The organism is Streptomyces sp. NPDC056479 (assembly GCF_042795335.1).
Taxonomy (GTDB): domain Bacteria; phylum Actinomycetota; class Actinomycetes; order Streptomycetales; family Streptomycetaceae; genus Streptomyces.
Map to the genome: position 1 here is coordinate 125,664 of NZ_JBHTRZ010000007.1, position 14,151 is coordinate 139,814.

The window sequence follows — 14,151 nt, forward strand, 5'->3', positions numbered from 1 at the left end:
CTTACACGTCCCGCTTCTCCAGCAGCGCGAAGGCGCCGGCGAACGCGGCCGCCGTGATGCCGAGCATGATCCACAGCGGGTCCCAGCCGGACGGACCGGACTCGGACAGGGACTGGGCGTAGAAGACGCTGAGCTGGTTCGGGATCGAGTACTCGAACAGGGCCTGCTGGAGGTCCTTCAGCGACTCCGAGAACATGAACAGCGCGATGACCAGCGGGGCCAGCAGAACACCGATCATGATCGTGACCGCGCCCGCCGAGTGCCGGATGATCGAGCCGACGACCAGCGAGAGCAGGCCGAGCAGCGCGATGTAGAACGAGATGCCGACCGTGCCCTTCAGCCACTCCTGCCCGGACGGCTCCCGGGCCCCCTCCAGCAGCGCCACGTCCGCGAGGGCGACCAGGACGGACGACACCAGCGTCACGACGAACGCGACGACGAAGAACACGATCGCCTTGGCCGCCAGCACCCGGCCACGGGTGGGGCACGCGGTCATCGTCGTGCGGATCATGCCGGTGCCGTACTCCGAGGCCGTGGTCAGCACGCCGAGCGTGATGATGCACATGCTGCCGAGCAGCAGCCCGAAGAATCCGAACGACAGTGGGTTCTGGCCGGCCAGGCTCGCCTCGGAGGAGTTGGAGGAGACCAGCGCCGCGGCGGCCAGGCCGATGCCGATGACGAGCAGCACGAACACACCGAGCGTCCACATCGTGGAGCGCACCGAGCGGATCTTCGTCCACTCCGAGGAGAGCGCGTGCCCGAGGTGCGTGCGCACCACCGGGATCGGCGAGGTGTAGGTGGGGTACGACGAGCCGGGCGCCGCCTGCCAGTTCGGTGCGGCGGTCTGCGGCATCGGGGGCTGGGGCGTGCTCATCGGGCGTCCTCGGGCTTGGTCGGGGCGGGGGTCGACGGGGCGACGGGCGGCTGGGCAGGGCTCTGCGGGACCGGCGGCGCGGGCTGCACGGGAGCGGCCGGAGCCTGGCCCGGGGCCGCCTGAGGCGCCTGCGGGGCCGCCTGGGCGTACGGGTTGGGCGCCCCCGCACCGGGCGCCGCCGGGGCGCCGTACGGACCCGGCTGGCCCTGCGGCGCGGTGAACGGCTGCCCGCCCTGCTGGGGTGGCGGCGGGGCGTACCAGCCAGGCTGGCCCTGACCCGGAACCGGCATCGGCGGCTGCGCGCCCGGCGGCAGCTGCTGCATCAGCCCTTCCTTCTGGTCGATCGTCGAGCGGTAGTCGACCGCGCCCTGTGTCATGCGCATGTACGCCTCCTCCAGCGAGGCCTGGTGCGGCGACAGCTCCCACAGCCGTACGTCGGTGTCGTGCGCGATGTCGCTGATGCGGGGGAGCGCCAGCCCGGTCACCCGGAGCGCACCGTCCTGCTCGGGCAGCACATGCCCGCCCGCCTCGGTGAGCGCGCCGGCCAGCTTCTCGCGCAGCTGCGGCTCGGTGTCGGGCGTACGGACCCGGGCGAAGCCGGCGGAGTTCGCCGCGATGAAGTCCTTGACGCCCATGTCGGCGAGCAGCTGACCGCGCCCGATGACGATCAGGTGGTCCGCGGTCAGCGCCATCTCGCTCATCAGGTGCGAGGAGACGAAGACGGTGCGGCCCTCGGCGGCCAGCGACTTCATCAGGTTCCGCACCCAGAGGATGCCCTCGGGGTCGAGGCCGTTGACCGGCTCGTCGAACAGCAGGACCTGGGGGTCGCCGAGCAGCGCGGCGGCGATGCCGAGACGCTGGCCCATGCCGAGGGAGAAGCCCTTGGAGCGCCTCCTGGCCACGTCCTGCAGACCGACCACGCCCAGCACCTCGTCCACCCGCCGGGGCGGGATGCCGGACAGCTGGGCGAGGCTCAGCAGATGGTTGCGGGCCGCGCGGCCGCCGTGCACCGCCTTGGCGTCCAGCAGGGCGCCGACCTGGCGGGGGGCGTTGGGCAGCCTGCGGTACGGGTAGCCGCCGATCGTGACATGCCCCGCGCTCGGGTTGTCCAGGCCGAGGATCATCCGCATCGTCGTCGACTTGCCGGAGCCGTTGGGGCCCAGGAAGCCGGTGACGGCGCCGGGCCGCACCTGGAAGGACAGGTTGTACACAGCGGTCTTGTCGCCGTAGCGCTTGGTCAGGCCGACAGCCTCGATCATGCTCCGCACCCATCAAAAGGTTCAGGACAGCGGGGCACACGCCCCCCGTAAGGGTTAGGAGGATACCGAGGCGCTGACGGTTCCGCTCAAGGGCGAGTACCGCATTCTCCCGGCGATGCCCCACGGCGCATTCGGCGGAGCGCTCACGCGTCCCGCTTCTTGAGGGTGAGGTAGCCGCCGGCGAGCGCCGCGATCACCCACAGCACCATGATCCCGAGCCCGCCCCAGGGGCCGTACGGCTTGGCGTCGTCGATCGGGGTGACCACCTGCATGATCCTGCTGCCGGCCTGGTCGGGCAGATAGCGGCCGATCTTCTCGGTGGCCGAGACATTGCCGAGGATGTTGGAGACCAGGAAGAAGAACGGCATCAGGATGCCCAGCGACAGCATCGGCGAGCGCAGCATCGCCGCGACCCCCATCGAGAACATCGCGATGAGGGTCATGTAGAGCCCGCCGCCGATCACCGCCCGCAGCACCCCCGGGTCGCCGATCTGCGCCTTGTGCTCGCCGAGCATCGCCTGCCCGAGGAAGAAGGTGAGGAAGCTGGTGGCCAGGCCGACCGCGAGCGACAGGCCGGCCGCCACCGCGATCTTGCCGAACAGGAAGGTGCCGCGCTGTGGCACGGCGGCCAGCGAGGTGCGGATCATGCCGGTGCTGTACTCGTTCGAGACGACGAGCACCCCGAACACGATCATCGCGAGCTGACCGAGGCCCATGCCGGCGAAGCTGATGAAGGTCGGATCGAAGGACAGCTGGTCCTGCCGGCTCATGTTGTCGAACTCGTTCTTCGACAGGGCCGAGATCAGCATGCCGAGCGCGACCGTGACGACCAGGGCCAGCGAAAGCGTCCACACGGTGGATGCCACGGACCGGACCTTGGTCCATTCGGAGCGGATGACCTGGGTGGTGACCGCCATGCTCAGCTCCTCTTCCAGTCCTCGCCCCACTGCCGCTGCTGCGGCGGCGGGAGCGCTGTGTCGGCGTGCGCGTGGTACTCCACCGACTCCGCGGTCAGCTGCATGAACGCCTCCTCCAGGGAGGCCTGTTGCGGGCTCAGCTCGTGCAGCACGATCTGGTGGCGCGCGGCCAGTTCCCCGATCTGCTCGGACTTGGTGCCGTCCACCTCCAGCGTGCCGTTGCCCGTCTCCACGGCCGTGATCCCGCCCTGCTGCAGCACATCGAGCAGCCGCTCGCGCTGCGGGGTGCGGATACGGACGTACGACCGCGAGTTGCGTGCGATGAACTCGGGCATGGACGTGTCGGCGAGCAGCCGGCCCTGTCCGATGACGACGAGATGGTCGGCGGTGAGGGCCATCTCGCTCATCAGATGGGAGGAGACGAACACGGTCCGGCCCTGCGCGGCAAGGGACTTCATCAGGTTCCGGATCCAGTGGATTCCCTCGGGGTCGAGCCCGTTGACCGGCTCGTCGAACATCAGGATCCGCGGATCGCCGAGCAGCGCGCCCGCGATACCGAGCCGCTGGCCCATGCCCATCGAGAAGCCCTTGGTCTTCTTCTTGGCGACGGCGGTCAGACCGACCGTCTCCAGCACCTCACGCACCCGGCTGCTGGGAATGCCGTTGCTCTGCGCGAGGCACAGCAGATGGTTGTAGGCGCTGCGCCCGCCGTGCCAGGCCTTGGCCTCCAGCAGGGCGCCGATATTGGTCAGCGGGTCCTTGAGCCGGTCGTAGTGCCTGCCGTCGATACGGACGTCCCCGGCGGTGGGCCGGTCGAGGCCCAGGATCATCCGCATGGTGGTCGACTTGCCGGCGCCGTTCGGGCCCAGGAAGCCCGTGACGATGCCTGGTCTGACGGTGAACGTCAGGTTGTTGACCGCCACCTTCTCGCCGTACCGCTTCGTCAGCCCCTCGAGCTCGATCATGCCGCCCACGCTAAAACGGGACAAAGCCCTCTGCCACCCCAGTGGCAGAGGGCTTTGCCAAAATTCAGCAGACGTGCGCCGGATCGTTACCGGGACTGCTGGGCGGGAACCCCACGGGAGATCGGCTCGTCCTCGGCGGCCGGCGCACCGGTCGCCGCCACCGCGGCACCGGTCAGCGTCGCCAGCATCTCGCGGACGTTCGTCAGCTGAGCGTTGATGCTGTCGCGGCGGTTGGTGAGAGCCGCGAGCTCGCGCTCGGATTCCGAACGGATCCGGTCGGCCTTGGCGTTGGCGTCGGCCACGATGTCCTCGGCCTGGCGCTGAGCCGTCTCCACCGTCTGGCGGGCACGGCGCTCGGCGTCGGTGCGCAGCTTCTCGGCCTCCAGGCGCAGCTGCTCCGCGCGGTGCTCGATCTCCGCGAGGCGCTTCTCGGCCTTGGCCTGACGGGACGCCAGGTCCCGCTCGGACTGCTCGCGGCGCTTGGCGAGGTTCGTCTCGAAGTCGGCGGCGGCCTGAGCGGCCTTGGCGCGGGTCTCCTCGAAGAGGGCGTCGGCCTCCTCACGCTTCGACTGCGCGTCCTTCTGCGCCTCGGCGCGCAGCTGGGAGGCGTCGCTCTTGGCCTTCTCGACGATCCGGACGCCCTCGTCCTCGGCCTTGGACTTGCGCTCCGCAGCGAACGATTCTGCGTCGTTGCGGACCTGCTGGGCCGCCGACTCGGCGAGCTCGCGGTGCTGCTCGGCGGCGCGGCGGGCCTCCTCGCGCAGATCCTTGGCCTCCTCCTCGGCGAGGCGGAGGATCTTCTCGACACGCGCGCCGAGACCGGCGTACGACGGCTCTGCGTCGGTCACCTGGGCCTGGGCGTTCTGCGTTTCGAGATGGAGCTCCTCGATGCGCTTTTCCAGAGCGGTGATGCGGGCGAGAGCGCTGTCACGGTCGGAGACGAGCTTGGAGATTCGTTCGTCCACCTGCGCGCGGTCGTACCCACGCCGCACAAGCTCGAAGCCGTAGGGGGAAGTGTCGCTCATGGGGTTCCTGTCGAATGAGACCGGTGAGGTGATAAGTGGAATCCTAGGGGCCGAAGCGGTGTGTCATCGAGCGGATACGTGTTTGATCTGGAGAATGAGACCCCTTTTGAGTGGCTAACCGTCGGACGGCTTGCCAAAAACTAGGTCAAAGGCCCCAGGAGACATCGGAACGCGCCCGACGCGCTAGCCGTCTGACGACTTGCCACCCGATCGGGGTGCTCCGACTGTCGCACCCGCCTTGACCCCGCCGTCCTTGCCGCCGGCCGGCGTCTCGAAGGATTCCAGGGCCTCCAGGACATCCTGGACGCGCGAGATCTCGGCGTTGATGTCCTCGCGGCGCCGCACCAGGACCTCCAGCTCGCGCTTGCCCTCCTCGACCGTGCGCTTGGCCTCGCGGATCGCCTCGGCCCTGAGCTCCTCGGCCTCCTTGATGAGCGAGGACCGCTTCTGCTCGGCCTCCTTCAGCAGGCCCTCGGCCTTCTTGACGGCGGCGATACGGACCTTGCCGGCCTCGGAGTTGGCGTCCGACACCAGCTCCTTGGCCTTCGACTGGGCCTTGGCGAGCTGTTCCTCGGCGGCCTTGATGAGGGCGTCACAGCGGTCGCCGGTCGACTTCATCGTCTCGGCGGACTCGCGGCGGGCGCGCTCGTGCAGCCCCTCGATCTCGCTCGTGATGCGGTCGCGCAGCTCCTCCGCGCGCTCCCTGATCGCGGTGGCGTCCCGGCGGGCGCCGACGAGCAGCTCGTCCGCGTCCGTGCGGGACTTCTCCACCAGCGAGTTGCCCTCGACCGTCGCCTCGGAGACCAGCCGGTCGGCCTCCGTGCGGGCGGCACCGACCATGGTGTCGGCCTGCCCCTCGGCGTCGGCGGTCGTCTTGTGCGCCTGCTGCTGCGCCTCGGTGAGCAGTTTGTCGGCCTCGGCCGTGGTCTCCGTGATGAGCTTGTCGACCTGCTCGGCCACGTCCTGGCGCCGCTTGCCCGCGTCCCTGCGGGCCTCGTCGAGGGTGCGCTCGGCCTCCTCGCGCGCGGTCGTCACCAGCCGCTCGGCCTCCGCGGCCGCCTCGGCCTTGACGCGCTGGGACTCGCTGCGGACCCGCTCGGCGTGCTGCTGCGCCGACCCGACCGTCTCCGCGGCCTCGGCGCGCAGCCGCTCCGCGTCCGACGTGGCGTCCCCGACGAGCTTCTCGGCCTTGGCGAGCGCCTCGGCGCGCACCCGGTCGGCCTCCGTGATCGTCTCCGACTGGAGCCGCTCCGCCTCGGAACGCGCCTCGGTGATGAGGGTGTCGGCCTGCGTCGCCGCGTCCGAACGGATCCGGTTGGCGTCGTCGCGGGCGTCCGCACGGGTGCGGGACGCGGCCTGCTCGGCGTCGGCGATCTTGTCGGAGGCCTCGGTACGGATCCGCTGCGCGTGCTCGGTGGCGTCCGCCCGCAGGCGTTCCGACTCGGCGATGGCCTCCCCGACGGTGCGCTCGGCGAGGGACTTGGCCGCGGCCGACTCCTCGTTCGCCTCGCGCCGGACGCGGCCCGCGTCCTCGCTGGCCCGCTCCCGCTCGGCGTAGGCGTCGGCGCGGACCCGGTCCGCCTCCTCCTCGGCCTCCCGGCGGGTACGGTCCGCCGCGTGCTCGGCGGCGCTGCGCAGCCCGGTGATCTCCTCCTGTGCCTGCTCGTGCAGCCCGGACACGGAGTCGCGGACCTGCTGGGCGTGCTGCTCGGCGGCGGAGACCATCTCGGTGGCGCGCCGGTCGGCCTCCTCGACCAGCCGCACCGCCTCTGCCTGTGCCTCTTCCACGCGGCCCCGCGCCGCGGCCAGCAACTCGTCGCTCTGCTCGCGGGCCCGTTCGCGCTCCTGGTCGGCCTCCTGGCGGGCGGAACCGAGGAGTTCCTCGGCCTCGCGGCGGCGCCGGGCGGCCTCCTCCTGCGCGGCGGCCAGCGTCTCGGACGCCTCGGTCGCGAGTCGCTCCGCGGCGGCCTGCGCCTCGGTCCGTACGCGGTCGGCGGTGTCCTGCGCCTCCGACTTCAGCCGCTCGGCCTCGGCCGCGGCCTCCGACCGCAGGCGTACGGCGATGGCCTCGCCCTCGGCACGGGACGCGGACGCGTCCGACGCGGCCTCGTTACGCAGCCGGTCGGTCTCCTCCTCGGCCTGCTGCTGCAGCGTGCGGATCCGCTCGGCGGCCTCGGCGCGCAGCCGGTCGGTCTCCTCGGCGGCCTCGCGCCGGATGCGGGCGGCCTCCTCGCGGGCGTCGCTGAGCGCCTCCTCGGCCGCCGTGAGCCGCTGCTCGGCCTCGGTGTGAAGGCGGGTCAGCTCCTCGGCGGCCTCGGCCCGGCGGGCCTCCACGCCGCGCTCGGTCTCCTCGCGCAGTTCGACCGCGGCGCGCTCGGCGTCGGCCTTGATGCCCTCGGCCTGCTCGACGACCTCGTCGCGGTGCCGTTCGGCCTCCTGGCGGGTGCGCTGAAGGGTCTCCTCCGCCTGCCGGCGCAGCGTCGTCGCCCGCTCGATGGCCTCGGTGCGGACCTTCTCGCTGTCCGTCGTGGCCTTCTGGCGCAGCTCGTCCGCGTCCTGCCGGGCCTTGGACAGCAGCTCCTCGGCGGTCTTGGCCGCCTCCTCGATCTGCTGGACGGCCTCCTTGCGGGCCTCCGCGCGGATCTTCTCGCCCTCGGCGACGGCCTCGGAACGCAGCTGCTCGGCCTCGCCGCGCAGCCGGCGCGCCTCCTCCTGCAGCTCGACCGTCTTGGCGCGGTACTCCTTGGTGTCGTCCTTCGCCGAGCCCTTGAGCTGCTCGGCGATGTCGTGCGCCTCGGCGCGCAGCCGGTCCGCCTCGGCCTCGGCCTCCGAGCGGATCCGCTCGGCCTCCTCGGCCGCGGCCTTGGTGGTGTTCTGTGCGTCGTCCTGCGCCTTGTTGAGGACGTCCTCGGCGGTCTTGGCCGCCTTCGACAGCTGGGTCGCGCTCTCCTCGGCGGTGATCGTGCGGGCCTTCTCGCCGGCCTCGGCGACGATCTTCTCGGCCTCGGCGCGGGCGTCGGCGACGACCTGCTCGGCGTCCGACTTGGTGGTCTCCGCCTCCTTGGTGGCCTCGCTGACCAGGCGGGCGACCTGCTCCTTCGCCGTACGCATGCGCTGCTCGTTGGCCGACTCGGCACCGGAGAGCGCCTTCTCGGCGGCCGCCGTGGCCTCGGCGACCAGCTTCTCGGCCTCGGCCTGCGCCTTGCGCAGCGCCTCCTCGGCCTCCGTCATGCGCTGCTCGGCGGCGCGGCTCATCTCCTGCGCGGAGCGGCGGGCGGAGTCCGACTCCGAGGCGGTGGAGGTGCGCAGCTGCTCCGCGTGGTCGGTGGCCTCCTGAGCCTGCGTGGACGCGGCGTTCAGGAGCCGCTCGGCGTCCGTACGGGCCCGGAGCAGAATCTGCTCGGCCTCCGCGCGGGCCTCCTCGGCCGCGCCGGTGAGGCGCTGCCGGGCCTCGCCGGTCAGCCGCTCGGCCTCGGCGCGCGCGGCCGCCATGGCCTGGTCGGCCTCGGCGCGCGACTCGTCGAGGAGACGGCGGGCCTGCGATTCGCTGCGGGCGCGCAGCTGCTCGGCCCACGCCACGTTCTCGTTGACGTGCGACTCGACGGTCTGGCGGCGCTCGGCCAGCTCCTGGTCCAGCTGCTGGCGACGGGTCACCGCCTCCTGGTGCAGCTCGGCCTGCAGCCGGGCCGCGTTCTCCGCGTGCTCCTGCAGGATCCGCTGGGTCTGCGCCCGGACCTGACTGAGCTCGCGCTCGGCGTCCTGGCGCAGCTGGTCCGCCTGGACCTGGGCGTTGCGCAGCAACTGCTCGGCCTGATAGCCGATGTCGCCGCCGTCGAAGGCGGGCCGGGACATGATGGTCCGCCGCGCCTCGTGAAGCTTGGCGCGCAGCACCTCGACCTGGTAGCCGAGGTCCTCGGCGTGCTGGATCGCCTTCTCTCGCTCGGTCTTCAGCCGATCCATCTCGGCCTCGAACCGAGAGAGGTGGTCGACGTCAGCCGCCGGCTCTCGCTCCTGGCGTTCGTAGCCCCGCACTGCGCGGTCCCATCCGTCCCCTGGTCGCAAGTCTGGCCAAACGGGCTCCGTCCGTCCGCCGAACGGGGCCCCCGGGGAATGGTGTCAGATCAACGGCAGAGCCTGGGCTGCTGCCCCGACGCTCGCCCCCCGAAAATCCGGACCCCGGCATGCGGCCACCCCGGTTCGAGGAGCGACCGCCCCCAACCCTACCGGCCCATATGTACGAGGGTCAGTGCTCAGGTGACTCAACAGGCGCCGAAGTGACCAGTTCTGTCAGTACTCCGTGGCAATCCTTTGGATGCAGGAAGGTGATTCGTGACCCCATGGAGCCGCGCCGGGGCTCTTCGTACAGAACGCGTACGCCCTTGTCCTTGATGTCGGCGGCGTCGCCGTCCACATCCGCCGTACCGAAAGCGATGTGGTGGACACCCTCGCCGTTCTTGTCGAGCCACTTGGCGACGGTCGAGTCGGGGCGCGTGGGCTCGAGAAGCTGCAGGTAGGAGGCACCGCCGTCGGAGGTTTCATTGATCTTGAGCATGGCCTCGCGGACGCCCTGCTCCTCGTTGACCTCGGAGTGGAACACCTCGAAGCCGTATGTGGCCCGGTAGAACTCGACAGTCCGGTCGAGATCGAAACAGGCGATTCCGATGTGGTCGATTCGCGTCAGCATGTTGTTCAGTGGAGCGCCACGGAGGTGGTTACGCAACGTGCGCGCGATCACACCGACGGCCCGGTGACGGCACGGAGTGCCACTCAGTACATTCGAAGTAAACCCTCGTTCACTCCTCGGCTGTCCAAGCTGGAAGGGGATCGCACCTCATGTCTTCTGGAAACGGCACGACGTCCGTGATCGTCGCGGGTGCCCGCACCCCGATGGGGCGGCTGCTCGGCTCGCTCAAGTCCTTCTCCGGAGCCGACCTCGGCGGCTTCGCGATCAAGGCCGCCCTCGACCGTGCGGGTATCGGTGGCGACCAGGTGCAGTACGTGATCATGGGTCAGGTGCTCCAGGCCGGGGCAGGGCAGATCCCGGCGCGCCAGGCCGCGGTCAAGGCCGGCATCCCCATGAACGTCCCGGCGCTCACCATCAACAAGGTGTGTCTGTCCGGCCTCGACGCGATCGCGCTCGCGGACCAGCTGATCCGCGCGGGTGAGTTCGACGTGATCGTCGCGGGCGGCCAGGAGTCCATGACCAACGCCCCGCACCTGCTGCCGAAGTCCCGTGAGGGCTTCAAGTACGGCGCGGTGCAGATGCTCGACGCGATGGCGTACGACGGTCTGACCGACGCCTTCGAGGGCGTCGCCATGGGCGAGTCCACGGAGAAGCACAACACCCGCCTCGGCATCCTGCGCCCAGAGCAGGACGAGATCGCCGCCGCGTCCCACCAGCGCGCGGCCGCCGCCCAGAAGAACGGCATCTTCGAGGCCGAGATCACCCCGATCGAGATCCCGCAGCGCAAGGGCGACCCGGTCCTGTTCAGCAAGGACGAGGGCATCCGCGGCGACACCACGGCGGAGTCGCTGGGCAAGCTGCGTCCGGCGTTCTCGAAGGACGGCACGATCACGGCCGGTTCGAGCTCCCAGATCTCGGACGGCGCCGCGGCGGTCGTCGTGATGAGCAAGGCCAAGGCGCAGGAGCTCGGCCTGGACTGGATCGCCGAGATCGGCGCCCACGGCAATGTGGCGGGCCCGGACAACTCCCTGCAGTCCCAGCCGTCCAACGCCATCCAGCACGCCCTGAAGAAGGAGGGCCTGGAGGTCTCCGACCTCGACCTGGTCGAGATCAACGAGGCCTTCGCCGCGGTGGCGGTGCAGTCAATGAAGGACCTCGGCGTGTCCACGGAAAGGGTGAACGTCAACGGCGGAGCCATCGCCCTGGGCCACCCGATCGGTATGTCGGGTGCGCGACTCGTCCTGCACCTCGCCCTGGAGCTGAAGCGGCGGGGCGGCGGCGTCGGCGCGGCCGCGCTGTGCGGTGGCGGCGGTCAGGGTGACGCGCTGATCGTGCGGGTACCAAAGGCCTGAACCCGCTGTACGTGACTCTCGGAACGGAGCTGTGATGCAGGACGTCTCCACGCTGGTGGCCCAGGCAAGGGAGGGCCGGCCCAGGGCGGTGGCCCGGTTGATCTCCCTGGTGGAGGGGGCGTCCCCGCAGCTGCGGGAGGTCATGGCGGCGCTGGCCCCGCTGTCGGGCAACGCCTACGTGGTGGGCCTGACCGGCTCCCCGGGCGTCGGCAAGTCGACGTCCACCTCCGCTCTGGTCACCGCGTACCGCAAGCAGGGCAGGCGGGTCGGCGTCCTGGCCGTCGACCCGTCCTCGCCCTTCTCGGGCGGCGCCCTGCTCGGCGACCGGGTCCGGATGTCGGACCACGCCTCCGACCCCGGCGTCTACATCCGCTCGATGGCGACCCGGGGTCATCTGGGCGGCCTCGCCTGGGCCGCCCCGCAGGCGATCCGCGTCCTGGACGCGGCCGGCTGCGACGTGATCCTGGTCGAGACGGTGGGCGTGGGCCAGTCGGAGGTCGAGATCGCCTCCCAGGCCGACACCTCCGTCGTGCTGCTCGCCCCCGGCATGGGCGACGGCATCCAGGCGGCGAAGGCGGGCATCCTGGAGATCGGCGACGTGTACGTCGTCAACAAGGCCGACCGCGACGGCGCCGACGCCACCGCCCGCGAGCTCAACCACATGCTCGGCCTCGGCGAGTCCCGCGGCCCCGGCGACTGGCGCCCCCCGATCGTCAAGACGGTCGCGGCCCGTGCCGAGGGCATCGACGAGGTGGTGGAGGCCCTGGAGAAGCACCGGGCCTGGATGGAGGAGCGCGGCGTCCTGTCCGAACGCCGCCGCGCCCGCGCCGCCCGCGAGGTGGAGACCATCGCGGTCACGGCCCTGCGTGAACGCATCGCCGACCTCCACGGCGACCGCCGCCTCGGCTCACTGGCGGAGAAGATCGTCGCCGGGGAGCTGGATCCGTATCGGGCGGCCGACGAGCTGGTGGCGGGACTGACGAAGGGCTGAGTCCCGAGGGTCCGTACAGAACCGGCATTCCGGGCATTCCTCCGTGGTCAACTCCCCCTCCCCGCTGCTAGGTTGACTCGCATGTATCTCCTCTTGGCATAGGGCACGCCCCGCCCGCGCACGGTGAACGGCCGGTCGGCCGGGACCGTCGCGGTGCTTCGGCGTCCCCTTTCCGCCTCGAGTCGAGGAACCCCTGTGTCTGCCACGTCTGTCGTGCGGCCTTCGTATGCCGCCGTTCTCCGGATCCCCCATGCCCGCCGCACCTTCGCCGCCGCCCTGCTCGGCAGGCTTTCGTACGGCGTCGCCCCGCTGTCGGTGATGCTCGCCGTGACCCGGGCCTCCGGGTCGTACGCGGTGGCCGGTGTCGTCATGGCGCTGTTCTCCGGCACCAGCGTCTTCCTGTCGCCCGCCCGGGCGGCTCTGATCGACCGGTACGGGCCGCGGCGGGCGCTCGTGCCCATGGTCGCGGCCCACACTTCGCTGCTCGGGCTGCTGGCGGTCCTGGTCTGGCGGCCGGGCACCGCGTCGGCGATCGTCCTCGGTGCCGTGGCCGCCGCCGCAGGCACCTGTACTCCGCCGCTCGGGCCCACCATGCGAGCCGTGTGGGGGCGGCTGGCGCCGGACCGGGCGCTGATGCAACGGGCCTACAGTCTCGACGCCGTCGCGGAGGAACTGCTCTTCGTCTCGGGGCCGTTGCTGGTGGGCGTGCTCGTCGGTTTCGCCCCGCCGGCCGTCGGCGTGCTCGTCGGGGCGGGGCTGATGGTGGTGGGGACGGCCGGGTTCGTGTCGTCGCCCGTCGTGCGCGTGGTGCCGGCCGGCGGGCGCGCGGCGGGGTCGTCCGCGGCCGGTCGGCGGGCGCTGCGCGGGCTCGGGCGGCCGGTGATCGCCGCCGCCGGGGTCGGGCTCGCGCTGGGCGTGACCGACCTGCTGGTGGTGGCCTTCGCGGAGGGGCATGGCCATGGCGGTGCCGGGGCGGCCTGGGTGCTGGCCGCCCTGTCCGCCGGAAGCGCCGTCGGCGGCCTGCTCAACGGCGCCGTCGCGTGGCGGGCGTCCGCCGGGGCCCGGCTCGCCGCGCAGGCGGCCGGACTGGGGCTGGCGCTGTGCGGGGCCGGGCTGGCCCAGGGGCTGGGCACCCTGGCCGTGGCGGTCGCGGTCGCCGGCGTCTTCGTGGCGCCGCTGATCACCACCGCGTACCTCATCGCCGACGAGACCGCCGCGCCCGAGGCCCGCGTCCAGGCCGGGGCCTGGGTCAACACGGCCGTCAACGCGGGCGGTACGGCCGGTGCCGCGGCGGCCGGTGTGCTGGCCGGGTCGCTGTCGGCGGGGATGTGCTTCGCGGTGACCGGTGCGGTGATGCTGCTGACGGCCGTGGCCGTGGCACGCGGTGCGGGACGAAAAAGGGGTACGGGACATCCCGTACCCCTCGTGTGAAGGCCCGGCGTCAGTCGTCGTGGCCGTCGTCGCCGTCGCGGTCGTCGTGGTCCTGGGTGACCTTGCCCGTCTTGAGGTCGACCTTCCACTCGCCCTTCGTGGTCTCCACGCTCCAGGCCGCGGGGCCGTCGTCTTCCAGGTCGACGTCGGTGACGGTGCCCTTCGCCGCCCCGGTCTCGGCGGCCTCGCGGGCGTCGACGCCCGCGCCCTTCAGCGCGGCGAGGTCGTCGCGGGCGTCGTCGTCATCGTCGTCGTCGCGCTGAGTGCCGAGGACCTTGCCGTCGCTCGCGGAGACCCGCACGTCGTGGTCGGTGCCGTCGCCCTTGACGACGCTCACCACCCAGGCGTCCGAACCGTCGTCGTCCAGGTCGGCGGAGACGGCCGTGCCCGGCGTGTGCTTCAGCGCGGCCGCGATGGCGTCGGCGGCGGTGACCTTGGCGGCGGCGGCCTCCGAACGGACCTCGGTGCCGTCGTCGTCCCGGTCGTCCGCGGCGTCGTCCCGGTCGTCGGCGACCTTTACGCTCGACTGCCGCTGCGTGGGCGCGCCGTAGTCGCCACCGGCAGCGTAGGCAGCGACGGTACCGCCGCCGATCAGGGCCGCTGCGGCGACGGTGGCGATGACGATGTTGCGCTTCATCCCGGTTCCTCCCGAG

Annotated in this window: 11 protein-coding genes; 3 read left to right on the top strand and 8 right to left on the bottom strand. The window is 71.6% G+C overall.

All coding sequences use genetic code 11. The annotated features are described in order from the left end of the window. Position 1: 1 nt before the first annotated feature. The 7 genes from ACFQ6S_RS26905 to mce form a co-directional block, all read right to left on the bottom strand. Positions 2-874: an ABC transporter permease subunit gene (locus ACFQ6S_RS26905; protein ID WP_383414839.1), complete on the bottom strand. Its 873-nt coding sequence runs from the start codon at positions 872-874 to the stop codon at positions 2-4. Then, entirely contained in the window at positions 871-2,133 is a 1,263-nt protein-coding gene (locus ACFQ6S_RS26910; RefSeq protein WP_383414842.1) for an ABC transporter ATP-binding protein, read from the bottom strand. Before ACFQ6S_RS26910 ends, ACFQ6S_RS26905 begins: the two co-directional genes overlap by 4 nt. Before the next feature lie 143 nt (positions 2,134-2,276). Continuing rightward, entirely contained in the window at positions 2,277-3,050 is a 774-nt protein-coding gene (locus ACFQ6S_RS26915) for an ABC transporter permease (protein WP_383414844.1), read from the bottom strand. A 2-nt stretch (positions 3,051-3,052) separates the two neighbouring features. Next, positions 3,053-4,015 carry an ABC transporter ATP-binding protein gene (locus tag ACFQ6S_RS26920; RefSeq protein WP_383414847.1) on the bottom strand — a complete coding sequence of 321 codons (963 nt, stop codon included), beginning with the start codon at positions 4,013-4,015 and terminating at the stop codon, positions 3,053-3,055. Positions 4,016-4,101: 86 nt separating this feature from the next. Beyond that, positions 4,102-5,040 carry a cellulose-binding protein gene (locus ACFQ6S_RS26925; RefSeq protein WP_383414850.1) on the bottom strand — a complete coding sequence of 313 codons (939 nt, stop codon included), beginning with the start codon at positions 5,038-5,040 and terminating at the stop codon, positions 4,102-4,104. 183 nt (positions 5,041-5,223) lie between these two features. Then, positions 5,224-9,072 carry a polarized growth protein Scy gene (scy, locus tag ACFQ6S_RS26930; RefSeq protein ID WP_383414852.1) on the bottom strand — a complete coding sequence of 1,283 codons (3,849 nt, stop codon included), beginning with the start codon at positions 9,070-9,072 and terminating at the stop codon, positions 5,224-5,226. Positions 9,073-9,283: 211 nt separating this feature from the next. Beyond that, positions 9,284-9,724 carry a methylmalonyl-CoA epimerase gene (gene mce / locus ACFQ6S_RS26935; RefSeq protein ID WP_383415851.1) on the bottom strand — a complete coding sequence of 147 codons (441 nt, stop codon included), beginning with the start codon at positions 9,722-9,724 and terminating at the stop codon, positions 9,284-9,286. Between the two features lie 149 nt (positions 9,725-9,873). Here mce and ACFQ6S_RS26940 point away from each other — a divergent pair, with 149 nt between their 5' ends. The 3 genes from ACFQ6S_RS26940 to ACFQ6S_RS26950 all read left to right on the top strand — a co-directional run bounded on the left by ACFQ6S_RS26940 (position 9,874) and on the right by ACFQ6S_RS26950 (position 13,498). After that, complete coding sequence (locus tag ACFQ6S_RS26940; RefSeq protein WP_383414855.1) at positions 9,874-11,076, top strand: acetyl-CoA C-acetyltransferase; 1,203 nt, start codon at positions 9,874-9,876, stop codon at positions 11,074-11,076. A gap of 34 nt (positions 11,077-11,110) precedes the next feature. Then, on the top strand, positions 11,111-12,067 hold the full coding sequence (meaB, locus tag ACFQ6S_RS26945) for a methylmalonyl Co-A mutase-associated GTPase MeaB (protein ID WP_383414858.1): 957 nt from the start codon (positions 11,111-11,113) through the stop codon (positions 12,065-12,067). A gap of 195 nt (positions 12,068-12,262) precedes the next feature. Continuing rightward, a complete protein-coding gene (locus ACFQ6S_RS26950; RefSeq protein ID WP_383414860.1) occupies positions 12,263-13,498 on the top strand; it encodes an MFS transporter in 1,236 nt (411 codons plus the stop codon). Between the two features lie 10 nt (positions 13,499-13,508). On the opposite strand, the gene ACFQ6S_RS26955 is transcribed toward ACFQ6S_RS26950, so the two are convergent. Next, positions 13,509-14,135 (bottom strand): PepSY domain-containing protein, encoded by a 627-nt coding sequence (locus tag ACFQ6S_RS26955; RefSeq protein ID WP_383414863.1) that lies wholly within the window; start codon positions 14,133-14,135, stop codon positions 13,509-13,511. Positions 14,136-14,151 lie beyond the last annotated feature (16 nt).

What these genes read in the sequence shown, in the direction of transcription:
- meaB (WP_383414858.1), top strand. Translation starts at nt 11,111, where the DNA reads ATGCAGGACGTCTCCACGCTGGTGGCCCAGGCAAGGGAGGGCCGGCCC.
- ACFQ6S_RS26955 (WP_383414863.1), bottom strand. Translation starts at nt 14,135, where the DNA reads ATGAAGCGCAACATCGTCATCGCCACCGTCGCCGCAGCGGCCCTGATC.
- ACFQ6S_RS26910 (WP_383414842.1), bottom strand. Translation starts at nt 2,133, where the DNA reads ATGATCGAGGCTGTCGGCCTGACCAAGCGCTACGGCGACAAGACCGCT.
- ACFQ6S_RS26925 (WP_383414850.1), bottom strand. Translation starts at nt 5,040, where the DNA reads ATGAGCGACACTTCCCCCTACGGCTTCGAGCTTGTGCGGCGTGGGTAC.
- ACFQ6S_RS26905 (WP_383414839.1), bottom strand. Translation starts at nt 874, where the DNA reads ATGAGCACGCCCCAGCCCCCGATGCCGCAGACCGCCGCACCGAACTGG.
- ACFQ6S_RS26915 (WP_383414844.1), bottom strand. Translation starts at nt 3,050, where the DNA reads ATGGCGGTCACCACCCAGGTCATCCGCTCCGAATGGACCAAGGTCCGG.
- ACFQ6S_RS26940 (WP_383414855.1), top strand. Translation starts at nt 9,874, where the DNA reads ATGTCTTCTGGAAACGGCACGACGTCCGTGATCGTCGCGGGTGCCCGC.
- mce (WP_383415851.1), bottom strand. Translation starts at nt 9,724, where the DNA reads ATGCTGACGCGAATCGACCACATCGGAATCGCCTGTTTCGATCTCGAC.
- ACFQ6S_RS26920 (WP_383414847.1), bottom strand. Translation starts at nt 4,015, where the DNA reads ATGATCGAGCTCGAGGGGCTGACGAAGCGGTACGGCGAGAAGGTGGCG.